This window comes from Rhizobium sp. FY34 (assembly GCF_005222845.1).
Taxonomy (GTDB): Bacteria; Pseudomonadota; Alphaproteobacteria; order Rhizobiales; family Rhizobiaceae; genus Neorhizobium.
Window position 1 is genome coordinate 81245 of record NZ_STFZ01000034.1, and the last position, 23256, is coordinate 104500.

Genomic DNA, 23256 nt, shown 5'->3' on the forward strand with positions numbered 1-23256 from the left:
ACGAGGGCGAGGCTGGGTTAAGCCCTCCCCCTTGTGGGGAGGGTTTGGGAGGGGTCTTCAGATGCCGTTTGTGGGGAAGGCCATCGCCAATTGATCCCCCGCTAATGCTGGCCGTGCACCAGTCCGTGGATGAATTCAAGCTTGGCGACCACGGTGGGTGTCAGGATGAACGGATAGAGATCCGGCACGCCCATGGAGCGGTGAACGGCATTCATGGCGACGCTGAACGGGATCCAGGCTTCCACCAACTGTGCCGCATCGCGGGCGCGGTAAGGGTTGAAAGCCACTTCCGATGACAGATCCGAATGGCCCCAGGGATCTGTTCCCATGCCAAAGGCGCGGGCGGTTTCGAGCGTATCAACGATATGCAGGTAATGCGCAAAGCATTCGGCGAAATCCTCCCAGGGGTGGGTTGCCGCATAGGTGGAGATGAAATGCTCCTGCCAATCCACGGGCGGGCCGTTTTCATAATTGCGGCGTAGCGCCTCGGCATAATCCAGCCGCTCATCGCCGAAGGCCGAGCGGAAGGGCGCCAGCCGGCCACGATCGCGTACCAGTTTGTCCCAGATGTAATGGCCGGTTTCGTGGCGGAAATGCCCAAGCATGGTGCGATAGGGCTCGTTCATCGACACGCGGATCTGCTCGCGCGTTGCGTCATTCGCTTCTGCCGCGCGAATGGCGATCAGCCCGTCCTCATGGCCGGTCATGGCCGGCACCACGGTGCCATCCGGCTTGATCTCATCGACCAGAAAATCGAAGACAAGGCCGCCTTGCGGATCTTCGGCGCGCGTGGTGCGCGGCAGGTCCCATTTCAGCAGCGAATAGAACAGATGCCGCTGCGCCTGGCTGATGCGGCGAAACTGGCTTAAGCCCTCTTGCGTGGTGGTATCGGGCACAAGGCGATTATGCCGGCAGGAGACGCAAAAGGTCTCGGAGCCTTCGGGCGGAATGGTCCAGTTGCAGATATCATCAGCGGCATTGGCGCAGAGGCGCACCGCATAGCTTGGCTCCGCCCCCAGATGCCACAGACCGTTTCCCTCATCCCGCAGCGCGTGCATGGCCATGCGTTCCGGTATGAAGGCCAGCCGATGGCCGCAATTGACGCAGATGCGATTGTCGAAATGGATCGACTGGCCGCATTGGTCGCAATCATAAAGACGCATGGATTTCAGTCCTGGGAAAACGGATCGGGGAAATGCTGGAAGCTCATATACGGAAAGCCTGCCCCGCCAAAATGGCGGAACAGGCTGTGTCATATCATCAATCGGAAGGATCAGGCGCGATCAACGACGCCCTTGATGGCATCCTTCGCTTCGCCCTTGGCATGCTGAAGCTTGCCCTTGGCTTCCTGGGCATGGCCCTTGGCTTCCAGGGACGGGTTGTCGGTCGCGTCGCCGACAGCCTGCTTGGCCTTGCCAGCCAGTTCATTTGCCTTGCCGGATACCTTGTCGCTCATACTACCCATGGTGTTTCTCCTTGGTTGACCGCCCTTTTGAGAAAGTTGCGGCGGCTTCGACAAGACAACGCGGCAGATTTATTCTGGTTCCAGAAAGATCATGCGAGGGGCAGACGCGTTCAGGCGTGGCCGGCTTCCATGGACAGCATTTCCGGGCGAACGCCCATCAGCGCCAGCGCCCGTTCATATTTGTTGTCGAGTGCGCGATCAAAGATCAGCGCTTCGCTGGCCGGGCAGTTCAGCCAGCCATTGGCACCGATTTGGCTTTCCAGCTGGCCCGGCCCCCAGCCGGCATAGCCCAGCAGCATAGTGGCGCGGCGCGGACCACGGCCATCGCAGATGGCGCGCACCACATCGAGCGTCGCCGTGAGCGAAATATCGTCACTGACCGGAATGCTGCTTTCGCTGGAATAATCATCCGAATGCAGCACGAAGCCGCGCCCGGTTTCCACCGGTCCACCATTCAGGATGGGGAAATCACGCGCCGCGCGCGGCAGCATGATGGCATCCGGCTGTTCCACCAGTTTCAGGTGCAGGAGGATTTCGGTAAAGGACACGGTTTGCGCCCGATTGATGATGAAGCCCATGGCGCCAGCCGGCGAATGGGCACAGATATAAACGACCGAGCGGGCGAAATTGCCATCCTGCATGCCGGGCATGGCAATGACAAACTGACCGTCGAGAAAGCCGCGTTCGCGCTTGTCCTTCAATGCTGTGAATGTCATCGTGCCTCCACCTGTGGGTGGCCCGGCCCTTGGGCGGGCGGCTCTTCATCAAAAGCCTCTATCGAAACAAGATGGGGCAGCCCGGCCGATCAATCAACCGAAAATGATCCGAGATCTCATCATGTGACTGGCAGAGCGCATCCGCGATCGCTAAAACTCGCTTCATGTCCCTTTTTACCCTGTTCCGCCGCCACCGCCATGCATTTGCCGCCCTTCTGGCGCTCGCACCCCTGTGCCTGGCGCAAGGCGCGCTGGCGGCGATGACGCCCTGGGCAACAAACCAGGGTGGCAAGATGCGAATCATTGCACTTGCGCCGGAGCCGGATGGCACGGTGCGCGGTGCCCTGCAGATCGAGCCGGAAAGCGGCTGGATCACCTATTGGAAGGAGCCGGGCCAGGCCGGCATACCGCCGCAGATCTCGCTATCGCCCGGCGAGGGCATCACGCTCGAGACGATTGAATTTCCGGTTCCCCGGCAATTCAACAATGAGGGTGTACGGGATCTGGGCTATGACCATGCCGTGACCCTGCCCTTCACGTTGAAGATCGATGACCTGCAAAAGCCGCTGACGCTGAATGCCAATGTGTTTGTCGGGCTCTGCCGCAATGTCTGCATTCCCTTCCAGGCGGAGTTCAAGCTGGATCTGGGACAGGCCAAGGGCCTGCCCTTGGAAGAAAACCTCATTCTGGACAAAGCCCGCCAGTCGCTGCCGGAAAAGCCATCCGCCGATTTTGCCGTGACCCATTATGCGCTGACCGGAGGGCACGAGAGTTTGAGCCTTGGTCTTCGCCTGCCAGATGGCGCAGATACACCGCAGATCTTCGTCGCCGGCCCCAATGGCCATGTTCTGTTTGACCAGAAGAACCCGCAGACCACGCAAGGCCTCTACCGGGTGGACATGCCCGTGGGCAGGCTTCCCAAAGCCTATGAGCCGAAGGGCAAGCGCTGGGGTATTCTGGTGATTGCCGGCAACCGCGCCATGGAAACCTCGCTTGCCTTCGATTGAACCGAAGCTATAGTCGGCCGCGAACTTTCAACGATCCATTTCCCCCGTTCGAGGAGACGAGCATGACGATTTCCGTCGGTGACACCCTGCCTGCTGCAACCTTCAAGGAAAAGACCGCTGACGGCCCTGTCGAAGTGACGACCGAGAGCCTGTTCAAGGGCAAGAAAGTGGTTCTGTTTGCCGTGCCTGGCGCCTTTACCCCCACCTGCACACTGAACCACCTGCCCGGCTATCTGGAAAACCGCGATGCGCTTCTGGAGCACGGCGTCGACGAGATCGCCGTGGTTGCCGTCAACGACTGGTTCGTAATGGGCGCCTGGGCAGAAAAGAGCGGCGGCATGGGCAAGATCCACTTCCTGTCGGATTGGGATGCGGGTTTCACCAAGTCGATCGGTCTCGACATCGATCTGGCAGCCGCAGGCCTTGGCGTGCGCTCCAAGCGCTATTCCATGCTGGTGGAAGATGGCGTGGTGACCTCCTTCAACCTGGAAGAAAATCCCGGCCAGGCCACCGTTTCCGGTGCCGCCGCCATGCTGGAACAGCTCTGAAAGCTTTCTCGGCGATGACTTTGAAAAGCGGTCCGCAAGGGCCGCTTTTTTCGTTTGCGGATGGGGGATACTGCTGTCTGGTCAGTGTGTATCGAAACTGATACAGTACGGACATGAAGGTCATCGACGCAAACGTCTGGGATGCACTCGCAGATACGCAGCAGGAAGCTGCCAACCTCAAAGCGCGTTCCGCGATGCTGTATGAAATCCGCAAGGCGGTTCTGGCCTGGGACATTCCCCAGGAGGAGGCTGCAAAACGGCTCGGCCTGACACGCCCCCGCACCAATGATCTGTTGCGCGGCAAGCTTGCCAAATTCTCTCTCGATGCGCTCGTCAACATCGCCGCCGCCGCGCATCTCACTGTTGAAATCCGGGTGAAAGACGTGGCGTAATCTGGAGAGCTGCCGCCAACTCTCCGGCACCCAACTGGCCACAGGCATCAATCGCGACGGAGCGAGAATTTTCGGAAGGGTTGCAGCAAAACAGTTGCTATTGGAAGGTGCGGTGATAAACGGGAATTCCGGCTCCATTCCAAAAGGAAACGATTATGCCGGACTTTTCCACATTGATGATTTTTGCCGCTGCCGCACTGGTGCTGACTGCCACGCCGGGCCCGGACATGTTGCTCATCGCGTCGCGGAGCGTGAGCCAGGGGCGCTCTGCCGGATTTCTGACCTATCTGGGCATTGCTGCCGGAACATACTGCCACGCCATGGCTGCGGGGCTTGGCCTGTCGCAGCTTTTTCTGGCGGTGCCCGTCGCCTATGACGTCATCCGCTGGGCAGGATGTCTCTATCTGATCTATCTTGCCTACAAGACCCTGCGCTCGGACGGCACGGCTTTTGCTCCATCCTCCACGATCAAGCCTCTCTCAAGAAGGCGCATATTCACCGAAGGTCTTGCCACCAATCTTCTCAATCCGAAGATGGCGCTGTTTGTGCTGGCGCTCTTTCCGCAATTCGTGACCCCATCGGGGGGTTCGATGCTGCTGCAAATGGTTCTGCTGGCGACAATCCTCAACGCAGTCGGCCTCCTTGTGAATGGCACAGTGACCATTCTGGGAGGACATCTGCGGGAAAAGCTTTCGACCATGCGGCGGTTTCCCAAGCTTCCCCAGTATCTTCTCGCAACCGTCTTCACGGGTCTTGCGTGCCGCCTGGCCTTCAGCGCGCGTCCATGATGGCTTGAAACCGGCAGGGGCTTTCAGGAGCGCCCCTGCCCCACCGCCTCACCACTTGGAACCACAGTGGTTCTTACGTCTTGATCGTGTCTTCCTGCTTGCCTTGATCCCGCCGCATTTGTTATAACATAACGCTTATACAATAACGGTTCCAAGGCCAGTCATGCGTAAGCCCTCCCCCATCAGCCTGATGCAGCATGCAGCGCTTTCGCGCATGGCGGCAGCCCTTGTGGTCATTGCCGGGTTGTGGCTTGCCATTTCCTGGGCGGTCAGCCTGCCATGAGTGAGGCCGCGCTGACGCTTTCCAACCTCACCATTGCCTACGACCGGCATCCGGCGGTGCATCATGTCTCCGGCACGCTGAAGCACGGCAGCCTGACGGCGATTGCCGGGCCGAACGGGGCTGGCAAATCGACGCTTCTGAAAGCCATTATCGGCGAGCTTGCACCTGCCGAAGGCCGTATCGAACACGGGTTGAAGCGCGCCGAAATCGGCTATCTGCCGCAGGCCGCCGAGATCAACCGGCGCTTTCCCATCAATGTGCTGGATACGGTGCTTCTGGGTGACTGGCATCAAAGCGGCGCCTTTGGCCGCGTCAGCCGGGCCGCCCTGGCAAAGGCGCAAGGCGCCTTGCATGCGGTGGGCCTTGAGGGTTTTGACAAGCGCGCCATCGGCTCTCTATCGGCCGGCCAGTTCCAGCGCGTGCTGTTTGCACGGCTTTTATTGCAGGATGCGCGGCTGATCCTGCTCGACGAGCCGTTTACCGCCATCGATGCGCGCACGACGCGCGACCTCTTGGGGCTTGTCAGCAACTGGCATGGCGAAGGCCGCACGGTGGTGGCGGTACTTCACGATTTTGACCAGGTGCGCACGCATTTTCCAGAGACGCTGCTGATTGCCCGCGAGCTGATCGGCTGGGGCACAACCAAGGATGTGATGACGCCGGACAATCTGGCCCGCGCCCGCGCCATGGCCGAGCGTTTCGACGAGACGGCAGAGATCTGCGCGCCGCAACGCGAGACGGCCGCATGAGCGCCTATGAGATTTTCCTGGCACCCATGGTGGATTACGGCTTCATGCGCCGGGCGCTTGTGGCGTGCCTCTGCCTTGCACTCGGATCCGGGCCGATGGGCGTGTTCCTGATGATGCGGCGCATGAGCCTGATGGGCGATGCGCTGAGCCATGCCGTACTGCCGGGTGCTGCCATCGGCTATCTGGTTGCCGGTTCGCTGTCGCTGACGGCCATGGGCATTGGCGGGCTGGTGGCCGGTCTATCGGTTGCGCTTTTGTCCGGCGCTGTCAGCCGCGCCACGGTTCTGTCGGAAGATGCAAGCTTTGCCAGCTTCTATCTGGCGTCTCTGGCGCTTGGCGTGCTGATCGTCTCGCTGCGCGGCTCCAATATCGACCTCTTGCATGTGCTGTTTGGCACCATCCTTGCCATTGATACGCAAGCGCTGGTGCTGATCGGCGCCATCACCTCTGTCACGCTTCTGGTGTTGGCGCTGATCTACCGGCCATTGGTGGCAGAATGTTTCGATCCCGGTTTCCTGCGCGCCGTTGGCGGGCGCGGACCGCTCTATCACATCGCCTTTCTGGCGCTGGTGGTGCTCAATCTCGTGGCAAGCTTCCAGGCGCTCGGCACGCTGATGGCCGTCGGGCTGATGATGCTGCCGGCGGCCATTGCCCAGCTCTGGTCGCGCAACCTGCCGCGCATGCTGGCGATTGCCGCACTGACCGCCTTCATCTCCGGCTATCTCGGCCTGATTGCCTCCTATCATCTCGAAATCGCCTCCGGTCCGACCATCATCATGGTGGCGGCGATCATTTATGGCGCTTCGATCTTCATCGCGCCCTCCGGCCTTGCCCGGCGCTATTTCCCCCGCCCGCATCTCAAGGGTTGACCTCAAGGAGCTTGCCCATGTTGTTTAGAAAAACGCTTCTCGCCGCCGCTGCCATTCCGGCGCTGATGGCCTTTTCCGCCCCCGTTTCGGCGGCTGAGCTGAAGGCCGTTGCCTCGTTCACCGTGCTCGCCGATGTCGTCCACCAGGTGGGCGGCGACAAGGTGAAGGTGACGAGCCTCGTTGGCCCCGACGGCGACCCCCATGAATTTGAACCCTCGCCGAAGGATGCCAAGGCCCTGAAGGCCGCCGATGTGGTCTTCGTTTCGGGCGAGGGTCTGGAAGGCTGGCTCGACCGGCTGATCTCGGCCTCCGGCACCAAGTCCAAGCCTGTCACCGTCTCGGAAGGTGTGAAGACCCGCACCATGGATGAGGACGGCAAGACTGTGACCGATCCGCATGTGTGGAACAGCCCGGTGAATGTGAAGTTCTGGGTCGCCAATATCGAAAAGGCGCTGTCGGCTGCCGATCCGGCAGACGCTGCCACCTTCAAGGCGAATGCCGAGGCCTACACGAAAAAACTCGACGCCATGGATGCCTATGCGCGCGAAAAGTTGGAAAAGATCCCCGAGGATCGCCGCAAGGTGCTGACCAGCCATGATGCCTTTGGCTATTTCGGCCGCGAATACAAGGTGACCTTCCTCTCGCCGCTCGGTGTCTCCACCGAAAGCGAAGCTTCCGCCGCGGATGTGGCCAAGCTGATCGACCAGATCAAGGCCGAACGGGTGAAGACCTACTTCTTTGAAAACTCCAACGATCCCCGCCTTGTGAAGCAGGTGGCGAAAGCCACCGGCGCCCAGCCGGGCGGCGAGCTTTATGTTGAAGCGCTCTCCAAGCCATCCGGCCCGGCAGCCACCTATGAGAAGATGTTCCGGTTTAACGTGGACCAGCTCTCTGCTGCCATGCTGAAGGGCAGCTGAGTTTATTGGAGCGAATACCGGCGGCAGAGCGGGAGTTATCCCCCTCTGCCCTGCCGGGCATCTCCCCCTCAAGGGGGGAGATCGGCAAGGGGGACGGCCCCGACTTAAAGAACACGATATATATACCGAGAGCTTACAAAAACGTTGCAAGCGTCGGCGACACGGAGATCTCCCCCCTTGAGGGGGAGATGCCCGGCAGGGCAGAGGGGGGTGCAGCCGAGGCAAAGCCTCATACGTCCGTGTCAAACACCAGCGGCTCGGCGAGACATTGCTATCGCCACAAAGCGCCCAATTGACAAATTTTGAAAATTTGCCCTCCTTGTCATGTCTCAATCTCCATTGGAAAGAGACGGCAATGCGCAAATCCTTTTATGCTTCCCACAGCACCTACTCAGAACCTGGGCCGTATCGCGAAACATTGATGCGCGCTGGCATCGAGCCAAAATCAATTGCCCGGTGGATTGGCTCATTCATGCAGCATCCTCGCGGGCTTGAATCCCAAGAGCGAGGCTTCAAACCTGAACAGGCCGCAGATCTGGAGCTTCGTTCGGTGGCAGAGATTCTGTCTGTGGCCGCAAAACGCGATTTGTTTGAAGGCTGTTCTACACAGTTTAAAATCGGCGGCGTATGCCGGGATTTCGCTCTACTAGCGGTGAGTGGATTTCGTGAGCGCGGCATCCCGGCTCGCCTCCGGGTCGGGTTTGCAGATTATTTGGTGCCTGGCCATTGGGAAGATCATTGGCTGTGTGAATGGCATGACGGAATGCGCTGGAACCGGCTCGATGTAGAGTTTACGGCTATCGACGGAGTGTCATTCGATAGCTTGGACGTGCCGCCGGAGCGGTTCCTAACCGCAAGCGAGGCATGGTTCTGGATCAAGGACAAGCCGGAGATCGCCGCGCAGTTTGGCGTGTCGAGCCTAGATCTTGCTGGGGAGTGGTTCGCCGCGGGGAGCCTGTTTCGCGAAATCGCCGCCCTGCGCCGGCTGGAACTGAAACCCTGGGATTATTGGGGTCTATCAGAACACCTTTCCCGCGTTTCAACCGAGTGGTCTCAGCAGGCGTGGACAATGCTCGACCAACTCGCTTCACGGCTCAAGAACGCCAATCTTAACGGGGACGGTGAACCGGACGCTTTAGCGGACTGGCCTTTACCAAATCGGATTGTCAGCTTCCCGCAAGGCGAGGCTGTCGCCGTCATGTTGAGTGATTTCTAACCTGCGCAACAAAACCAAACGCACTGAACAACCAAGGAAACTCAGCTGCGAAATTTCAGGTTTCGCGGCTGAGTTTTGCGACGTTTCTGAGGCCACCCTCACACGTCCATGTCAAACACCAGAAGCGCAGCGAGCCCGCCATCGCAGGCAGCGACGGCTTCCCATCGGCGGTCTCGCGCCATCGGAATGGCATGGCCGCTGCCGCAAGATTGCTTGGTCTGCAATATCGCCAGACTCGGGAAAAAACGTTGCGGAACAGGGAATTTGTGACCAGATGGAATAACGAATAATGATCGGCTAAGGTCTTTAAAAGCCGCTCTATCCGAGGTCACCCATGGAACTGTTGTCTGTCGCTATCTTTGCAGGCGCCCTGCTTCTAAACGCGGGCACGCCCGGCCCGAGTATAGCCGCACTTGTATCGCGTGTGATCACCAATGGTTGGCGAGACGTCATCCCCTTCGTCGCCGCTATGTGGATCGGCGAGGTAATTTGGCTTACTATGGCAATGGCTGGCCTCACAGCGTTGGCTCAGACATTCCAGTTCGGTTTTCACGTCTTGAAGTGGCTGGGCGTCGCGTATCTCTGCTGGTTGGCGTTCAAGATGTGGCACAAGCCAGTGGGCGAAAGTGCTGACGATCTTCCTCGGCGTGCCTCGCCCTTGTCCATGTTCGGCGCAGGCATGGCGCTCACCTTGGGCAATCCGAAGATTATGGTGTTCTACATTGCCCTTCTGCCGTCCTTGATCGATCTTTCTGCTACGGGACTTCAGGAATGGGCAATCCTCGCAGCCACCACGTTGGTGACGCTTGCCGCAATTGATTTGACCTGGACCTTCCTCGCGCACAAAGCGCGGCTTCTATTGCGAACCCCTCGCGCCATACGGATTGCGAACCGGATTGGAGCCGTCGCTCTGGGCGGGGCCGCAGCCGCTATCGCGACACGAAATTGATGATCGTGAATAAAGCAGCGGCGCAGAACGATATGGCAGGTTAAGCCCCTCACCCCGTCAAGAGCGGGGTGAGGGAACGAGGCAGATGACATCTCGAAAAGGTAGAACCAGTGCGGCATATCCCTTCGCCCCGCCAAGCAGGGAGAAGGGTCCGCAGGACGCAGCCGGATGAGGGGCTTTGAGCCCATGATGGTCATTGACTTGAGCCTCACGTCTTCCAGAAAGCGACATGAAGCAGCATGACTGCAGCCAATGCGACCAATCACAGTAAATCTGCTACTTTAAATCGCAGTGGCGCGCGAGAAATTTTTACTATAGAATCTCGAAATTGAAAATAACTAGAGCTTTACTATGGCAACGACCGTCATTCTGCATCTTAGCGGCGGCAATAACTTCAGGAAAATTGTAAGATTCACCGGCCTTTCCCATGACATGCTATTACACCCCGCAGTAACTAGCGAACCTGTCCTCACAGCCCAAGCGTTCTACTACATCGACGACCTTGAGCTTGTCGCCAAAATTCGTTTTGAGCACGAGACTGACGAGATTTCAGAAGCTGATATAGATTATCTTGTAGACAACTATCTATTCGAGCTTAGCAGAATTCACGACGAGCAAAAAATCTGTGCCAAGTTAGATAGGTTCAGATTCTGGAGCAATGACCCGGACGATTTTTACGTCAATGTCGATAATCGGCACACGCGATCGTTGGTGCTGGATGTATACAACGATCCAGATGTGGCGTATGTGTTAGCTGCTGACGGTTTTGTAGACGTTAACCTGTCGAGCTGGGACATAGGGCGAAATTGCGCTGCAGACTGCCTACAGGCATACGTAAAGACGCTCGCAGCAACCCTTGAAAGCAAGATCTCCACGGCTATCAGTCCGACGCCTTATCGCAGCGGATATATTGGACGTATGCGCGTTCTCAAATCAGGCGACGGTCTATTGGACTTCAATCAAGCAATGTCACTTGAGGATATATCAATTCGAGCTGTTGGACCGGAAACGACTGTCCTGCCGCTTAGGCCGTCAGACACCGAGTGGACGGAAACGGACCTGTCTGTTGAGCACGTGCAGGCCATAAATCGCTATAATCCTGTTCTACTCTCACACTACTTCTCCGGCCTCAAAGAGATCAATCCGATGAAGGCGTTCATAGGGTTCTACAATGTTCTTGAGTATTTTCTTGGGGAGATTCCCGCTCAGACCAACCTCGGCCGTGACATCGAAAAAGTGCAACTCGCAGCACTGATTAAGCATCTTTTTACAGAGCAGAATATTCAGACACTCATTTTGAAGAGCACCAGCGAGGATCTATCGATAGTCAGTAGGGATTTAATGACTTCATCCGGAGTACCGATTAGGGGCCTTATACTCGGAACTGACACATGCGCGGAAGTTTCACGGTGGCTTTACGATATCCGCTGTGCAGTGGTGCATTCCAAGAAAAGTAGGCGTGGCCAATTGACTGCTTCGTTTGAGCCGTATTCCGCAGCGTCCAACTCGCTGCAAAGCGTCGTGCCGATAGTGCGCTGGATTGCGGCTGAAGCCATGATGGCAGAAGGCGTAGAGCCATAGCAGTGGGTCCCCCAACCGACCACTGCGCCTCCCTCCCCCTCACACGTCCATGTCAAATACCAGCAGTCCGGCGAGCCCGCCATCGCAGGCGGCGACGATGCGGTCGCCAACCGCCATATGGTCGGGATGCGAGAGATAGGCGTCGCGGGCATCAGCGGTCTCGAAGGTGACCACGAAACCATCCTGAAAACCGCCGCTCAGACCTTCGCGCGAGACATTGGGGCCAAAGGAAATGCCGGCAATGCCGGGTATGACGGTTTTCAGCGCCGCAATTGCCGCAAAGATCGACTGTTTCTCGGCAGGTGGCAATGACGCCTTCAGCCGCAGGAATACGCAGTGCAGGATCATGGTTTTCCTCCCTCGCTGCCGCAAACCGGATCGGTTGACGGTCATTTTTTCAGTCAGCGCCTCATCCCTCAGCGGGTTTTGAACGGCGCCATGCCAAGCCGCGCCAGTTCATCAGCGCGCTCGTTTTCCGGGTGGCCGGCATGGCCCTTGACCCAGTGCCATTTTACCTTGTGGCGCTGGTTGGCGAGATCCAGCTGCTGCCAGAGTTCGCCATTCTTCACCGGCTTCTTGTCGGCGGTTTTCCAGCCGTTCTTCTTCCAGCCGAAAATCCACTTGGATATGCCGTCCATCACATATTTGCTGTCGGTGTGCAGATCCACCTCGCAGGCACTTTTCAGCGCATTCAGCGCCGAAATCGCCGCCAGCAGTTCCATGCGATTGTTGGTCGTATCGGCCTCGCCGCCGTAAAGCTCCTTCTGCGTCTCGCCATAGCGCAGGATGGCGCCCCAGCCGCCCGGGCCCGGATTGCCGGAACAGGCGCCGTCCGTGTAAATTTCCACCTGTTTCATGGCGCAATCTCCAGCCCGTATTCGGTGGGCGAGATGATGGCCCGGTGGAAGCGCAGTTTTTTCAGATATTCCAGCGGATCCTTTTTCACCACCAGCGCGCCGGCAGGCGTCGTCAGCCAGTCATAAAGGCGGGTGAGGAAGAAGCGCAGCGCCGAGCCGCGCGCCAGAATGGGCAGGCTTGCAATCTCTTCTGCCGATAATGGCCGCACCGATTGATAGCCGGCAAGCATGGCCGCGCCCTTGGCGAAATTGAAGGCGCCATCGGCCTCGAAACACCAGGCATTCAGGCAGATCGCCACGTCATAGGCGAGAAGATCATTGCAGGCGAAATAGAAATCGATGATGCCCGACAGCTGGCCGTCGAGGAAAAAAACATTGTCCTGAAACAGATCGGCATGGATGACGCCGGACGGCAGGTCCTTCGGCCAATGGCCGGAGAGATAATCCAGCTCATCGCCGATTTCAGCTGCCAACCCTTCCAGCACTTCATCGGCGCGGGGTGCCGCCTTCTGCCAAAGCTCCACCCAGCCATCGAGAGACAAAGCATTGGGCCGGCGGATGGAAAAATCACCGGCTGCAAGATGCATTTCAGCCAGTGCCTTGCCCACCTGACCGCAATGGGAGGCATCGGGCTTGCGCAGCCAGACACCTTCGAGAAAGGAGATGAGCGCTGCCGGCCGGCCGGACAATTGCCCAGTCAGCGCGCCATCCTTTCGCGGCAAAGGCAGCGGGCAGGACAGGCCCTTCTCAGCCAGATGCTGCATCAGGCCGAGGAAGAACGGCAGATCGCCGGCATCGACGCGCTTCTCATAGAGCGTCAGAATCAGCGGCTCCTTCGTCGTGTGCAAAAGGAAATTGGAATTTTCCACGCCCTCGGCAATGCCGCGATAGGAGGTGAGATCACCGACTGCATAATGCGCCAGGAAAGTCTTCAGGTCGCTCTCGGCGATATCGGTGTAAACGGCCAAATCTCTGGTTCCTGCGGGGTGCGTCTGCAATCTCGGTTAGGGACAGGCATACAGCGGCAGGCGCCGGCATGGCTAGCCCCTTGGGCGCCAAGGGCACAGGATTTGCGCGGGGTGGCGGTGGCGCCATCGTTGTAATGTACAGCTGAAAGGCGTACATTATGCGCATAGACAAAGGTGGAAACGAACATGCTGTCTTTCGACAATCTGGCCGGCGAAATTGACGAGCCGAATGAGGCGCGGATGAATTTTCGCACCAAGAAGCGCATCAAGCAGGCCATACAGCGCGCCGCAGCGCTGAGCGGTGTGGATGATTCCGCCTTCACCATCAATGCCGCCTATCGATCGGCACTGGAAACCATTGCCGCGCACGAACAGACCATGCTGCAACCGGTGGACCATGCAGAATTTTTCCAGGCGCTCGACAATCCGCCACAGCCGACGGCGCAATTGACGCAAGCACTCGAGCACTATCGCAAGACCACACTGTCGCGCTGATGGCGCATCGCGAGGCGCAACCCTATCTGATCGAGCCTCTCGACCCGGCACGCCATGACCGCGCCGGCTTTTCATGCGGCGTGGAGCAGGTCGATAATTTCCTGCGCAAGACGGCCAACAAACTGGCTGAAGCCGACAATCTGCGCGTCTTCGTGATGACGCAGGACGGGCGCAGCATCATGGGTTTTTACGCCATCAATGCCCATGCCATGCGCTGCGACGGTCTGCCACCGGCCTATGCGCGGCGGCGACCAGGGCATGGCTATATTCCGGCGGCCTATATTTCGATGATCGGTCGCGACAAACGGTATGCAGGCCAGGCCATTGGCGGCCATCTGCTCATCGATTGCCTGCTGCGAATTGCCAGCGCTGCCGATCAGATCGGCCTGTCAGTGATCATCCTGGACGTACTCGATTGCGGCGACGCGCAGCGCACCGCAAAACGCGCCGAACTCTATACCGGCTATGGATTTCAGCCGCTGCCATCAAAACCGATGCGGATGTTCCTGCCCGTGGCAACGGTGAGGAAGATGGTCAGCTGATGGAGATTTAATCTCTGTTCTTATGCCGAGCCCACCATCTGCCGCCGCGCGGCCTGCGCCAAAAAGCCGGAACGCGTCAGCCCATGCGCCTCGGCATAGGCATCGATGGCCATCAGCACATCTTCCGGCAGCGTGATATTCAGCCGGACCGCCTTCCTGGCCGTGGTCTTCAGCGCAATCAGTACCGCAACACCATCGCGGTTGTCAGGATCCGCCATGACCGCCTCCAGCGACGAGGGTTCCGGAATGGCCTCGCCATCCTCGATCATGCCCTCGACATGAAACTCAAGCGCCTCCTGCGCCATGCGTCTTGCATCATCCAGATCTGTTCCAGCGGTAATGACGCCAGGAAAATCAGGAAAGGACACGCCGTAATCGCTGTCCGGATCCTTGTGAATGAGACCGATATAGTTGCGCATGCGGATCACCTCAGTTTCAGGCCGGCCTGCTTTTCAATGCTCTTCAAAGTTCCGATGGCGATATCCCGTTTGGGATGAGGCACGGCGACGCGTCCTGACTTTACATCATGCTTGAATTGCACATGGCTGCCTTTGGTGGATACCTCGTACCAACCATCTGCTTTCAGGGCCGCGATGATATCCGAACTTCTCATCTGGGAAATTATACACATCTTGCGTGTATAATTCAAGGCGTCTCGCTGGGTTCCACCCTCGGCCCTTCGCTTTGGGCTCTGGGCGTTCGCGGCTCAAAACGTGCCACTGGCACCTTTTGCCGGCTGGCGCCGTCGCGCTGGGTTCCACCCCCGGCCCTTCGCTTGAAGCTCAGGGCGTTCGCGGCTCAAAACGTGCCACTGGCACCTTTTGCCGGCTGGCGCCGTCGCCGCTCACCCATTCACCCAGGCCATGTCCTCGCGGGTGAGTTCCACATCGCGAAGCTCACGGTTGACGAGGAAATGCTCGTTTTCCTCCGCCGTGATGGCCAGTTCCACCTTGGCATCGAAGCGTTCGCGAAAGGCCTCGATGATTTCATCGACGATGACTTCCGGCGCAGAGGCGCCTGCCGAAATGCCGAGCGTGCCGATCTCGCCAATCTCCGCCCAATCGATTTCGGCAGCCCGCTGTACGAGAAGCGAGCGCGTGGCGCCGGCGCGCAGCGCAACTTCCACCAGGCGCTTGGAATTGGAGGAATTCGGCGCACCGACAACGATGAACAGGTCGCAGCCGGGGGCAGCCTGCTTGACGGCTTCCTGGCGGTTGGTCGTGGCATAACAGATGCTGTCGGCCGATGGTGCCGTCAGGTTCGGAAAGCGTTCCTGCAACTTGGCAATAACGCCGGCGGTATCGTCCACCGACAGCGTCGTCTGCGTCACATAGCCGAGATTATCCGGATCGAGCGGCTGGTAGCTTTCGGCATCGGCAATCGTATCGATCAGCGACACCGTGCCTTCGGGCAATTGACCCATCGTGCCGATCACCTCCGGGTGCCCGGCATGGCCGATGAGGATGACATGGCGGCCAAGCCGCTGGTGGCGCATGGCCTGCTTATGCACCTTGGAGACCAGCGGGCACGTGGCATCCAGATAGAAAAGGTTGCGGCTCTGGGCATCCTCCGGCACGGATTTCGGCACGCCATGGGCGGAAAACACCACCGGCTGGGCACGATGCTCTTCCGGGATCTCGTTCAATTCCTCAACGAAGATCGCGCCCTTGGCCTCCAATCCCTCCACGACATAGCGATTGTGGACGATCTCATGGCGCACATAGACCGGCGCGCCATAGGCCTTCAGCGCCAGCACGACGATCTGGATCGCCCGATCGACGCCAGCGCAAAAACCGCGCGGGCCACAGAGGCGGATCGTCAGCGGCGGTCGGTTCACATGCATATTCATTCGGTTCAGCCTGCGATGAGGACGGCAATCAGGGCAAGGGCCGCGGGAAGCGCCTGAATGACGAAAATCTTCCGCGAGGCCGTTGCACCCCCATATAGGCCAGCCAGCACGACGCAGCCAATAAAAAACAGTTTAAGCTGATGGCTAAAGGCTGGATCGGGATGGACCAGCGCCCAGATGAGACCCGCGGCGAGAAAGCCGTTGTAGAGCCCCTGGTTCGCAGCCATCACTTTTGTTGCTTCGGCGCGCTCCGGCGAAAGGCCGAAGGCTTTGCGCCCCTGGGGCTTCGTCCAGAGAAACATTTCCAGCACAAGGATATAGATGTGTTCGATGGCCACCAGTGCGACAAGCAGATTGGACAGGATCGACATTCGAAATTCCCCCCCTCTTTTAGAGCGTGTTCTCACCTGAAGCCCGACGCCCCGCCCCCGCAGCAACGCCGTTTGAAATCAAGGTTTGCGCCGAAACAGCATAATGCCGGAAACGGCCACGAGCGCGGCGGCCAGACCATACCAGGTGAGCGCATATTGCAGGTGGTTGTTGGGAAGGTCGAATTGCGTGACGCCGCCCAATGGAAAACCGCCGGGGTTTTTCACGCGGTCATCGGCATCGACAAAGAAGGGCAGAACGCTTGACGCATCAAGCCCAACCGTCTCGACCATGGCGCTCCAGTCCTTCCAGTAGAAGATGTTTTTGGCCAGATCATTGTCCGGCACCAGCGAAGAGGGTTTTTCCGCCAGCCGATTGCGCAGATAGCCGGTGATCGTGACATCACCCGTCACCTGGCCTGCCGGCCGCGTCTGCTGCTGTTTCATCTCATAGGGCACGAAGCCGCGATTGACGAAAAGCACGCGGCCATCGGCCGCCAGCATCATGGGCGTATAGATGTAAAAGCCGCTGGCGCCCTGATGGGTGGCGAAGAAATGCCGTTCATGGGCATGATCGAAACTGCCGGTGACGCGCACCCGCGCATATTCCTGGTCTTTACCAGTTTTCTGCGCTTGCTCGATCACGGAAAGATCCACCGGTTCGGCGCTGCGGCGCGCCTCGATCTGCGCCAAAAGGCCTTCCTTCCAGTGCAACCGCTTGACCTGCCAGGTGCCGAGCGAAAACAGGATCGCCAGCGCCAGGAGCAAGACAATGCCGGTTGCGATGCGTTTGATGAGGCTCATGCGGGCTGCGGTCTCACTCACGGTTGATCTGCCCTTCGCTGGCATTATGCTTGTATTGCAGGGCAATCAGCACGCCCTTCAACAGGCGCAGGGTCAACAGGCAGGCCGCAACGGAAAGCGGCGCCGTGATGACCAGATGCAGCCAGATCGATGGATGAAAGGTGAACTCGAACCAGAGCGCAAAGCCGAGCACCAGGAAACCAACGAGCAGCATGACGAAGACGGCCGGTCCATCGCCTGAATCGGCAAAGCCATAATCCAGCCCGCAGGCCGAACAGGAGGGCTTCACCGTCAGCAGACCGCCGAACAAAGGCCCCTCGCCGCAGCGCGGACAATGGCCTGCAAGGCCGGTGCGAATGGCATCCTGCGGGGGAAATTGCGACTGGTTCTGGCTCATGGCCTGGCCTTTCAGTGACTAGAATGAAAAAGGGCGGCACGTGCCGCCCCTTCCCCTAAATGTTGCACGGCGCTTTTCTCAATGCGCCAGCGGCGCACCCCAGCCGCCCCAGACATAGATGGCGAAAAACAGGAACAGCCAGACCACATCGACGAAATGCCAGTACCAGGCGGCGGCCTCGAAACCGAAATGCTTGGTGGAGGTGAAGCCGCCATTCATCGCGCGGATCAGGCAGACGAGCAGGAAGATGGTGCCGACAAAGACGTGGAAACCATGGAAACCCGTGGAGATGAAGAAGGTCGCGCCATAGATCGAGCCCTTGAAGTCAAAAGGAGCATGGGCGTATTCGTAAACCTGCACGAAGGAGAAGAACAGGCCAAGCGCCACGGTGAGCGCCAGACCGTTGATAACGCCCTTGCGATCATTGTGCAGCAGCGCATGATGCGCCCAGGTGACACAGGTGCCCGACAGAAGCAGGATGATCGTGTTGTAGAGCGGCAGGTGCCAGGGATCGAGCACTTCGATGCCCTTGGGCGGCCACTGGCCACCGGTCGCGGTCACACGGCTCGCCTGGATCGCCTCATGGGGATAGAGGCTGGCATCGAAAAACGCCCAGAACCAGGCCACGAAGAACATCACTTCAGAGGCGATGAACATGATCATGCCATAGCGCAGATGCAGCGATACGACCGGCGTATGATGGCCTTCGCGGCCTTCCTTGATCGTATCGGCCCACCAGCCGACCATGGTATAGATGATGATGGCCAGTCCGATGAAGAACAGCCAGGGATTGGCCCAGTTGAGGCCGAACATCTTAAACTCGGCGCCATGGATATAGCGCATATAGCCAACGCCACCGAAGGTGACGACAAAGGCGCCGACAGAGGCCAGGAAGGGCCAGATGCTCGGGTCTATGATATGGTAGTCGTGGTTCTTTTGGTGCGCATCGGCCATCTGATCAGTCCCCGAAGTTTCTCCTCAAGCCCCCCCGCCCGACAAGCGGGAAAGCCCTCTCTCACAACTTTTTCGCGCTGTCTTCAATTTTATCCTGCAAGCCGGCGACCGGCTTTGCCCCCTGGCTGGGATAGAATGTATAGGACAGCGTGATGGTCTTGATATTGCGTGTTTCTTCCGCCTTGACGATCTCCGGATCCACGAAGAACACCACCGGCATTTCCAGGGTTTCCCCCGGCTGAAGCGTCGTTTCGGTGAAGCAGAAACACTGCACCTTGTTGAAATAGGCCCCAGCTTCCATCGGCGTGACATTGAAGACGGCGGTACCGGTGGTGGCAACAGGTGAGCGGTTCGTCGCCGTATAATTGATCTGCACCGTCTCGCCGATCTTCGGCTCCACCGAGCGGTCAACCGGTTTGAACGCCCAGTTCAGCCCGTTCGACGTATTGGCGTCGAAGGTTACGCGCATTGTCTGGTTGAGCACCGTTTCCGAATATTGTTCGACGCGCTGCGTGGTGCCGTTATAGCCGGTGACCTGGCAGAACAGGCGGTAAAGGGGCACTGAGGCATAGGCGGCCCCCAGCATGGCGCCGACGAAGACGAGACAGGAGACCAGAATGGTGCCGTTATTCACCTTCCGGGGCGTCATACCGCTGTCGTTCACACTCATCTGCCTCTCCCCTCCCCCTTATTGGCCGTCAGGCCATGCCGCCAAGCTTGATCATCGTCACCACGTAAAACAGGATAACCAGTGCTGCGAGCACCAGGCCAAGCGCGATATTGCGCCCGCGCCGGGATTTCTTCTGCGCCTCGTTGAGCTTGACGGTCTCGATCATGACAGGGCTCCGGCAAAGGCTGAAAAGACTGCGCCATAATGGCTGGCAATCAGGCCTGAAAAGATCGCAAACAGATAGAAAACCGAATAGGCAAACATGCGCTTGGCGGGCACCATCTTTTCGTCACCATCCGCCATACGCCAGACGGAGATGGAACAGAGAACAAAGATGGCACCAAGAAGCGCGGCAAAGATACCATAGGCCCAGCCGACCAGGCCGGTCATGGTTGGCGCAACGCCCACGACGGCGGTTGCCACCGCATAGGCGACGATCTGGTGCTTGGTGGATCGTTCGCCGGCGACATTCGGCATCATCGGAATGCCGACGGAGCCATAATCGCGCATCTTGAACAGAGCGAGCGCCCAGAAATGCGCCGGCGTCCAGAGAAAGATGATGAGGAACAGGATGACGCTATCGAGCGACACGCCGCCGGTCACGCAAGCCCAGCCGATCATGGGCGGGAAAGCGCCCGACGCACCACCGATGACGATGTTCTGCGGCGTCGAGCGCTTCAGCCACATCGTGTAGACGACGGCATAAAAGAAGATCGTGAAGGCCAGAAGCCCGGCGGCAAACCAGTTGATGGCAAGCCCGAGAATGGCGACCGAGAAGGTGGAGAGTGTCAGCCCGAAGGCGAGCGCCTCATTCGGCTGGATTCGGCCGGACGGAATCGGGCGGCGCGCCGTGCGCGTCATCACCGCATCGATATCGGCATCATACCACATGTTGAGCGCGCCGGATGCACCGGCGCCGACGGCCACGCACAGGATGGCGATGAAGCCCAGCACCGGATTGATCGTGCCCGGCGCCAGAAGCAGGCCGGCAAAGGCGGTGAAGACGACGAGCGACATGACCCGCGGCTTCAGAAGCTCGAAGAAATCGCGCGCATTGGCTTCCGACGGACGAATGTGCTCGTCTGCTCCCAGCATGGCGTGATTGTCGATGGCGGTCATGCGTCAGTCCTGTTTTCAAAGAGTTGGCGGCGCGCGGTGAGCGGCGCGCCGCCGAAGGTTCGCATGTCTTACTTGATGCGCGGCAGCTGTTCCCACTGGTGGAAGGGCGGCGGCGAAGACAGCTGCCATTCCAGCGTGGTTGCACCTTCACCCCAGGGATTATCGCCCGCGACGCGCTTCTTGGCGAAGGCTTCCCAGACGCCGTAGAGGAAGATCAGCGCGCCAACGAAGGAGATGTAGGAGCCGATGGAGGAGACATAGTTCCAGCCGGCAAAGGCATCCGGATAATCGATATAGCGGCGCGGCATGCCGGCAAGGCCGAGGAAATGCTGCGGGAAGAATACGAGGTTCACGCCGACAAACATGACCCAGAAATGCAGGTTGCCGATGGCTTCCGAATACATGTAGCCGCTCATCTTCGGGAACCAGTAGTACCAGGCGGCGAAGATGGCAAACACGGCGCCGAGCGACAACACGTAGTGGAAATGGGCCACCACGTAATAGGTGTCATGCAGCGAGCGGTCGAGACCGGCATTGGCCAGCTGGACGCCCGTGACGCCACCGACGGTGAACAGGAAGATGAAGCCGATCGCCCAGATCATCGGCGTGCGGAATGACAGCGAGCCGCCCCACATCGTGGCAATCCAGGAGAAGATCTTCACGCCTGTCGGCACCGCGATGACCATGGTGGCGAACACGAAATAGCGCTGCGCATCGAGCGACAGGCCGACCGTGTACATGTGATGCGCCCAGACGATGAAGCCGACAGCGCCGATGGCGACCATGGCATAGGCCATTCCGAGATAGCCGAAGACCGGCTTCTTGGAGAAGGTCGAGATGATGTGGCTGATGATGCCGAAGCCGGGCAGGATGAGGATATAGACTTCCGGGTGACCGAAGAACCAGAACAGATGCTGGTAGAGGATCGGATCACCGCCGCCTTCCGGCGCAAAGAAGGTCGTACCGAAATTGCGGTCCGTCAGCAGCATGGTGATGCCGCCGGCCAGAACCGGAAGCGACAGCAGCAGAAGGAAGGCAGTGACCAGCACAGCCCAGGCAAACAGCGGCATCTTGTGCAGCGTCATGCCCGGAGCGCGCATGTTGAGAATGGTGGTGATGAAGTTGATCGCGCCAAGGATCGAGGACGCACCGGCAATATGCAGCGCGAAGATGGCAAGATCGACCGCCGGCCCCGGATGGCCGGATGTGGCAAGCGGCGGATACATGGTCCAGCCGCCGCCCACGCCATAGGCACCCGCCGGGCCTTCCACGAACATGGAAAGCATCAGCAGCAGGAAGGCCGGAACGATGAGCCAGAAGGAAATGTTGTTGAGACGCGGGAAGGCCATATCCGGCGCACCGATCATGATCGGGATCATCCAGTTGGCAAAGCCGCCGATCATGGCCGGCATGACCATGAAGAAGATCATGATCAGCGCATGCGCGGTGGTGAACACATTATACATGTGCTTGCCGCCATCGATGGCTGCATCACCCTCGAAACCATAAACCATCGAGGCCAAACCATGGAAGATCTGGATGCCCGGCTCCTGCAGTTCCATGCGCATGAAAACCGACAAAAGCCCGCCCAGCAGACCCGCAATGATCGCGAAGATCAGATAGAGCGTGCCGATATCCTTATGGTTGGTCGATTTGAACCAGCGATCGAAGAAGCTCAGTTTGTGATCGTGATGTTCATCATGGCCATGCGCCTCTTCGGCGACACGGGCGTGATGACCGTCATGTGTGGAATGTCCAGCCATTGTCTTTGCTCCCCCTTACTTCGATGCCACGTCGACGGCAGGCGCCGGCGCAGAGACGGATGCGGACAGCACTTTATAGGCGCCCGGCAGGTCGCTGGCGGCCGCAGCCATCCAGGCATCATAACGTTCCTGCGTCACGACGCGGATCGCAATCGGCATATAGGCGTGGTCCTTGCCGCAGAGTTCCGAGCACTGGCCGTAATAGAGGCCTTCCTTCTCGGCGCGGAACCAGGTCTCGTTGAGGCGGCCCGGTACGGCATCGATCTTCACACCGAAGGCTGGCATGGCAAAGGCGTGGATCACATCGGTGGGTGCAGCGGTGACCAGCATGCGCACCGTCTTGTTGACGGGCAGGACAAGCTCATTGTCCACGGCCAGGAGGCGCGGATAGACAGCCTTGTCCACCTTGCCGGCAGCGGCGCGGTCTTCTTCCTTCAGCATGTAGCTGTCGAAGGCGACCGGCGTTGCGCCGCCTTCATATTCATAATTCCACTGCCACTGCGTGGCGGTCGCCTTGACCGTCACGTCCGGGTTTTCCGGCATGGTCAGCTGCTTGTTCAAAAGGTTGAAGGATGGGATAGCCAGGAAGAGAAGGATCAGGACCGGCCCCACGGTCCAGACGATCTCGATCGTCGTGTTATGGCTTGTGCGCGACGGCACCGGATTGGCGCTGGCGCGGAACTTCACCACAACCAGGATCAGAAGCGCCAGCACGAACAGCGTGATGGGAACGATGAACCAGAGTGTGTAATGGTTGAACCACTTGATTTCATGCATGATCGACGTTACCGGCTGCTGCAGGTCGATCTGCCATGCCACCGGTTGATCCGCCCCTGCCCCAGAGGCGAAGAGCAGACAGATCATCGCAGCCAAGGCTGCATAGGCTCTGTTCATCACGATTTCTCTCCCCAAGCGTTTGATCTGGATCAGATCGCAACGCAAATTCCCAATCTATAGACCATTGGTTCAATCACAGTTTGCCGATCCTCG

The 23256-nt window shown here is 58.9% G+C and carries 30 protein-coding genes; 12 read left to right on the plus strand and 18 right to left on the minus strand.

What is annotated here, in order from left to right; genetic code table 11:
* Positions 1-101 precede the first annotated feature (101 nt).
* The 3 genes from E8M77_RS19380 to E8M77_RS19390 all read right to left on the minus strand — a co-directional run bounded on the left by E8M77_RS19380 (position 102) and on the right by E8M77_RS19390 (position 2181).
* On the minus strand, positions 102-1163 hold the full coding sequence (locus E8M77_RS19380) for a putative zinc-binding metallopeptidase (protein ID WP_137132272.1): 1062 nt from the start codon (positions 1161-1163) through the stop codon (positions 102-104).
* A 110-nt stretch (positions 1164-1273) separates the two neighbouring features.
* Positions 1274-1465: a CsbD family protein gene (locus E8M77_RS19385; protein WP_137132273.1), complete on the minus strand. Its 192-nt coding sequence runs from the start codon at positions 1463-1465 to the stop codon at positions 1274-1276.
* A gap of 110 nt (positions 1466-1575) precedes the next feature.
* A complete protein-coding gene (locus E8M77_RS19390) occupies positions 1576-2181 on the minus strand; it encodes a YqgE/AlgH family protein (protein ID WP_137132274.1) in 606 nt (201 codons plus the stop codon).
* 164 nt (positions 2182-2345) lie between these two features.
* Between E8M77_RS19390 and E8M77_RS19395 the strand changes: the two genes are divergently transcribed.
* The 10 genes from E8M77_RS19395 to E8M77_RS19445 all read left to right on the plus strand — a co-directional run bounded on the left by E8M77_RS19395 (position 2346) and on the right by E8M77_RS19445 (position 11480).
* On the plus strand, positions 2346-3188 hold the full coding sequence (locus E8M77_RS19395; protein ID WP_137132275.1) for a protein-disulfide reductase DsbD domain-containing protein: 843 nt from the start codon (positions 2346-2348) through the stop codon (positions 3186-3188).
* Between the two features lie 62 nt (positions 3189-3250).
* Positions 3251-3736 carry a peroxiredoxin gene (locus E8M77_RS19400; RefSeq protein WP_137132276.1) on the plus strand — a complete coding sequence of 162 codons (486 nt, stop codon included), beginning with the start codon at positions 3251-3253 and terminating at the stop codon, positions 3734-3736.
* Positions 3737-3849: 113 nt separating this feature from the next.
* The gene (locus tag E8M77_RS19405; protein WP_137132277.1) at positions 3850-4128 is read left to right on the plus strand and encodes an XRE family transcriptional regulator; all 279 of its coding nucleotides are present in this window, start codon (positions 3850-3852) and stop codon (positions 4126-4128) included.
* A 155-nt stretch (positions 4129-4283) separates the two neighbouring features.
* Positions 4284-4916 (plus strand): LysE family translocator, encoded by a 633-nt coding sequence (locus tag E8M77_RS19410; RefSeq protein ID WP_137132278.1) that lies wholly within the window; start codon positions 4284-4286, stop codon positions 4914-4916.
* 279 nt (positions 4917-5195) lie between these two features.
* Positions 5196-5948: an ABC transporter ATP-binding protein gene (locus tag E8M77_RS19415; protein WP_137132279.1), complete on the plus strand. Its 753-nt coding sequence runs from the start codon at positions 5196-5198 to the stop codon at positions 5946-5948.
* Positions 5945-6817, plus strand: coding sequence for a metal ABC transporter permease (locus E8M77_RS19420; RefSeq protein WP_137132280.1), 873 nt, complete (start codon positions 5945-5947; stop codon positions 6815-6817). The genes E8M77_RS19415 and E8M77_RS19420 overlap by 4 nt, the downstream gene beginning before the upstream one ends.
* A gap of 17 nt (positions 6818-6834) precedes the next feature.
* Positions 6835-7734 carry a metal ABC transporter substrate-binding protein gene (locus tag E8M77_RS19425; RefSeq protein WP_137132281.1) on the plus strand — a complete coding sequence of 300 codons (900 nt, stop codon included), beginning with the start codon at positions 6835-6837 and terminating at the stop codon, positions 7732-7734.
* Between the two features lie 355 nt (positions 7735-8089).
* The gene (locus E8M77_RS19435; RefSeq protein WP_137132282.1) at positions 8090-8950 is read left to right on the plus strand and encodes a transglutaminase-like domain-containing protein; all 861 of its coding nucleotides are present in this window, start codon (positions 8090-8092) and stop codon (positions 8948-8950) included.
* 334 nt (positions 8951-9284) lie between these two features.
* Complete coding sequence (locus E8M77_RS19440; RefSeq protein ID WP_137132283.1) at positions 9285-9899, plus strand: LysE family translocator; 615 nt, start codon at positions 9285-9287, stop codon at positions 9897-9899.
* 351 nt (positions 9900-10250) lie between these two features.
* Positions 10251-11480, plus strand: a complete 1230-nt coding sequence (locus tag E8M77_RS19445) for a hypothetical protein (RefSeq protein ID WP_137132284.1) — start codon at positions 10251-10253, stop codon at positions 11478-11480.
* A 39-nt stretch (positions 11481-11519) separates the two neighbouring features.
* Here the strand turns inward: E8M77_RS19445 and E8M77_RS19450 are convergent, their stop codons facing one another.
* From E8M77_RS19450 to E8M77_RS19460, 3 genes are all read right to left on the minus strand, one after another.
* Positions 11520-11828: a Dabb family protein gene (locus E8M77_RS19450; RefSeq protein WP_137132285.1), complete on the minus strand. Its 309-nt coding sequence runs from the start codon at positions 11826-11828 to the stop codon at positions 11520-11522.
* Between the two features lie 68 nt (positions 11829-11896).
* A complete protein-coding gene (gene rnhA / locus E8M77_RS19455) occupies positions 11897-12337 on the minus strand; it encodes a ribonuclease HI (RefSeq protein WP_137132286.1) in 441 nt (146 codons plus the stop codon).
* Positions 12334-13305: a homoserine kinase gene (locus E8M77_RS19460; RefSeq protein ID WP_137132287.1), complete on the minus strand. Its 972-nt coding sequence runs from the start codon at positions 13303-13305 to the stop codon at positions 12334-12336. The genes rnhA and E8M77_RS19460 overlap by 4 nt, the downstream gene beginning before the upstream one ends.
* A 186-nt stretch (positions 13306-13491) precedes the next feature.
* Here E8M77_RS19460 and E8M77_RS19465 point away from each other — a divergent pair, with 186 nt between their 5' ends.
* Both E8M77_RS19465 and E8M77_RS19470 read left to right on the plus strand, forming a co-directional pair.
* Positions 13492-13800 carry a DUF1778 domain-containing protein gene (locus E8M77_RS19465; protein WP_137132288.1) on the plus strand — a complete coding sequence of 103 codons (309 nt, stop codon included), beginning with the start codon at positions 13492-13494 and terminating at the stop codon, positions 13798-13800.
* Positions 13800-14342, plus strand: a complete 543-nt coding sequence (locus tag E8M77_RS19470) for a GNAT family N-acetyltransferase (protein WP_137132289.1) — start codon at positions 13800-13802, stop codon at positions 14340-14342. Before E8M77_RS19465 ends, E8M77_RS19470 begins: the two co-directional genes overlap by 1 nt.
* A gap of 20 nt (positions 14343-14362) precedes the next feature.
* Here the strand turns inward: E8M77_RS19470 and E8M77_RS19475 are convergent, their stop codons facing one another.
* From E8M77_RS19475 to coxB, 12 genes are all read right to left on the minus strand, one after another.
* Positions 14363-14761: a type II toxin-antitoxin system HicB family antitoxin gene (locus E8M77_RS19475; RefSeq protein ID WP_137132290.1), complete on the minus strand. Its 399-nt coding sequence runs from the start codon at positions 14759-14761 to the stop codon at positions 14363-14365.
* Positions 14762-14766: 5 nt separating this feature from the next.
* Positions 14767-14955, minus strand: a complete 189-nt coding sequence (locus E8M77_RS19480; protein WP_137132291.1) for a type II toxin-antitoxin system HicA family toxin — start codon at positions 14953-14955, stop codon at positions 14767-14769.
* 231 nt (positions 14956-15186) lie between these two features.
* A complete protein-coding gene (gene ispH, locus E8M77_RS19485) occupies positions 15187-16191 on the minus strand; it encodes a 4-hydroxy-3-methylbut-2-enyl diphosphate reductase (RefSeq protein WP_137132292.1) in 1005 nt (334 codons plus the stop codon).
* A 5-nt stretch (positions 16192-16196) separates the two neighbouring features.
* Positions 16197-16562 carry a DUF1304 domain-containing protein gene (locus E8M77_RS19490; RefSeq protein WP_137132293.1) on the minus strand — a complete coding sequence of 122 codons (366 nt, stop codon included), beginning with the start codon at positions 16560-16562 and terminating at the stop codon, positions 16197-16199.
* A gap of 78 nt (positions 16563-16640) precedes the next feature.
* On the minus strand, positions 16641-17363 hold the full coding sequence (locus E8M77_RS19495; RefSeq protein ID WP_246659346.1) for an SURF1 family protein: 723 nt from the start codon (positions 17361-17363) through the stop codon (positions 16641-16643).
* A gap of 13 nt (positions 17364-17376) precedes the next feature.
* Positions 17377-17760: a DUF983 domain-containing protein gene (locus E8M77_RS19500; protein ID WP_137132295.1), complete on the minus strand. Its 384-nt coding sequence runs from the start codon at positions 17758-17760 to the stop codon at positions 17377-17379.
* Between the two features lie 78 nt (positions 17761-17838).
* Positions 17839-18714 carry a cytochrome c oxidase subunit 3 gene (locus E8M77_RS19505; RefSeq protein ID WP_137132296.1) on the minus strand — a complete coding sequence of 292 codons (876 nt, stop codon included), beginning with the start codon at positions 18712-18714 and terminating at the stop codon, positions 17839-17841.
* A gap of 61 nt (positions 18715-18775) precedes the next feature.
* Entirely contained in the window at positions 18776-19378 is a 603-nt protein-coding gene (locus E8M77_RS19510) for a cytochrome c oxidase assembly protein (RefSeq protein ID WP_170975952.1), read from the minus strand.
* Between the two features lie 34 nt (positions 19379-19412).
* A complete protein-coding gene (locus tag E8M77_RS19515; protein WP_170975936.1) occupies positions 19413-19550 on the minus strand; it encodes a hypothetical protein in 138 nt (45 codons plus the stop codon).
* Positions 19547-20503, minus strand: a complete 957-nt coding sequence (locus E8M77_RS19520) for a heme o synthase (protein ID WP_137132298.1) — start codon at positions 20501-20503, stop codon at positions 19547-19549. The genes E8M77_RS19515 and E8M77_RS19520 overlap by 4 nt, the downstream gene beginning before the upstream one ends.
* A 68-nt stretch (positions 20504-20571) precedes the next feature.
* Positions 20572-22266 carry a cytochrome c oxidase subunit I gene (ctaD, locus tag E8M77_RS19525; RefSeq protein WP_137132299.1) on the minus strand — a complete coding sequence of 565 codons (1695 nt, stop codon included), beginning with the start codon at positions 22264-22266 and terminating at the stop codon, positions 20572-20574.
* Positions 22267-22281: 15 nt separating this feature from the next.
* On the minus strand, positions 22282-23160 hold the full coding sequence (coxB, locus tag E8M77_RS19530; RefSeq protein ID WP_137132300.1) for a cytochrome c oxidase subunit II: 879 nt from the start codon (positions 23158-23160) through the stop codon (positions 22282-22284).
* Positions 23161-23256 lie beyond the last annotated feature (96 nt).

Bases quoted from the DNA above. Each gene is read 5' to 3' on its own strand.
- E8M77_RS19395 (WP_137132275.1), top strand. From the start codon at position 2,346: ATGTCCCTTTTTACCCTGTTCCGCCGCCACCGCCATGCATTTGCCGCC.
- E8M77_RS19480 (WP_137132291.1), bottom strand. From the start codon at position 14,955: ATGAGAAGTTCGGATATCATCGCGGCCCTGAAAGCAGATGGTTGGTAC.
- E8M77_RS19450 (WP_137132285.1), bottom strand. From the start codon at position 11,828: ATGATCCTGCACTGCGTATTCCTGCGGCTGAAGGCGTCATTGCCACCT.
- E8M77_RS19470 (WP_137132289.1), top strand. From the start codon at position 13,800: ATGGCGCATCGCGAGGCGCAACCCTATCTGATCGAGCCTCTCGACCCG.
- E8M77_RS19420 (WP_137132280.1), top strand. From the start codon at position 5,945: ATGAGCGCCTATGAGATTTTCCTGGCACCCATGGTGGATTACGGCTTC.
- E8M77_RS19380 (WP_137132272.1), bottom strand. From the start codon at position 1,163: ATGCGTCTTTATGATTGCGACCAATGCGGCCAGTCGATCCATTTCGAC.
- E8M77_RS19465 (WP_137132288.1), top strand. From the start codon at position 13,492: ATGCTGTCTTTCGACAATCTGGCCGGCGAAATTGACGAGCCGAATGAG.
- ctaD (WP_137132299.1), bottom strand. From the start codon at position 22,266: ATGGCTGGACATTCCACACATGACGGTCATCACGCCCGTGTCGCCGAA.
- rnhA (WP_137132286.1), bottom strand. From the start codon at position 12,337: ATGAAACAGGTGGAAATTTACACGGACGGCGCCTGTTCCGGCAATCCG.
- E8M77_RS19410 (WP_137132278.1), top strand. From the start codon at position 4,284: ATGCCGGACTTTTCCACATTGATGATTTTTGCCGCTGCCGCACTGGTG.
- E8M77_RS19400 (WP_137132276.1), top strand. From the start codon at position 3,251: ATGACGATTTCCGTCGGTGACACCCTGCCTGCTGCAACCTTCAAGGAA.
- E8M77_RS19385 (WP_137132273.1), bottom strand. From the start codon at position 1,465: ATGGGTAGTATGAGCGACAAGGTATCCGGCAAGGCAAATGAACTGGCT.
- E8M77_RS19415 (WP_137132279.1), top strand. From the start codon at position 5,196: ATGAGTGAGGCCGCGCTGACGCTTTCCAACCTCACCATTGCCTACGAC.
- E8M77_RS19435 (WP_137132282.1), top strand. From the start codon at position 8,090: ATGCGCAAATCCTTTTATGCTTCCCACAGCACCTACTCAGAACCTGGG.
- E8M77_RS19520 (WP_137132298.1), bottom strand. From the start codon at position 20,503: ATGACCGCCATCGACAATCACGCCATGCTGGGAGCAGACGAGCACATT.
- E8M77_RS19515 (WP_170975936.1), bottom strand. From the start codon at position 19,550: ATGATCGAGACCGTCAAGCTCAACGAGGCGCAGAAGAAATCCCGGCGC.
- E8M77_RS19495 (WP_246659346.1), bottom strand. From the start codon at position 17,363: ATGAGCCTCATCAAACGCATCGCAACCGGCATTGTCTTGCTCCTGGCG.
- coxB (WP_137132300.1), bottom strand. From the start codon at position 23,160: ATGAACAGAGCCTATGCAGCCTTGGCTGCGATGATCTGTCTGCTCTTC.
- E8M77_RS19505 (WP_137132296.1), bottom strand. From the start codon at position 18,714: ATGGCCGATGCGCACCAAAAGAACCACGACTACCATATCATAGACCCG.
- E8M77_RS19390 (WP_137132274.1), bottom strand. From the start codon at position 2,181: ATGACATTCACAGCATTGAAGGACAAGCGCGAACGCGGCTTTCTCGAC.
- ispH (WP_137132292.1), bottom strand. From the start codon at position 16,191: ATGAATATGCATGTGAACCGACCGCCGCTGACGATCCGCCTCTGTGGC.
- E8M77_RS19500 (WP_137132295.1), bottom strand. From the start codon at position 17,760: ATGAGCCAGAACCAGTCGCAATTTCCCCCGCAGGATGCCATTCGCACC.
- E8M77_RS19445 (WP_137132284.1), top strand. From the start codon at position 10,251: ATGGCAACGACCGTCATTCTGCATCTTAGCGGCGGCAATAACTTCAGG.
- E8M77_RS19475 (WP_137132290.1), bottom strand. From the start codon at position 14,761: ATGCGCAACTATATCGGTCTCATTCACAAGGATCCGGACAGCGATTAC.
- E8M77_RS19490 (WP_137132293.1), bottom strand. From the start codon at position 16,562: ATGTCGATCCTGTCCAATCTGCTTGTCGCACTGGTGGCCATCGAACAC.
- E8M77_RS19440 (WP_137132283.1), top strand. From the start codon at position 9,285: ATGGAACTGTTGTCTGTCGCTATCTTTGCAGGCGCCCTGCTTCTAAAC.
- E8M77_RS19405 (WP_137132277.1), top strand. From the start codon at position 3,850: ATGAAGGTCATCGACGCAAACGTCTGGGATGCACTCGCAGATACGCAG.
- E8M77_RS19425 (WP_137132281.1), top strand. From the start codon at position 6,835: ATGTTGTTTAGAAAAACGCTTCTCGCCGCCGCTGCCATTCCGGCGCTG.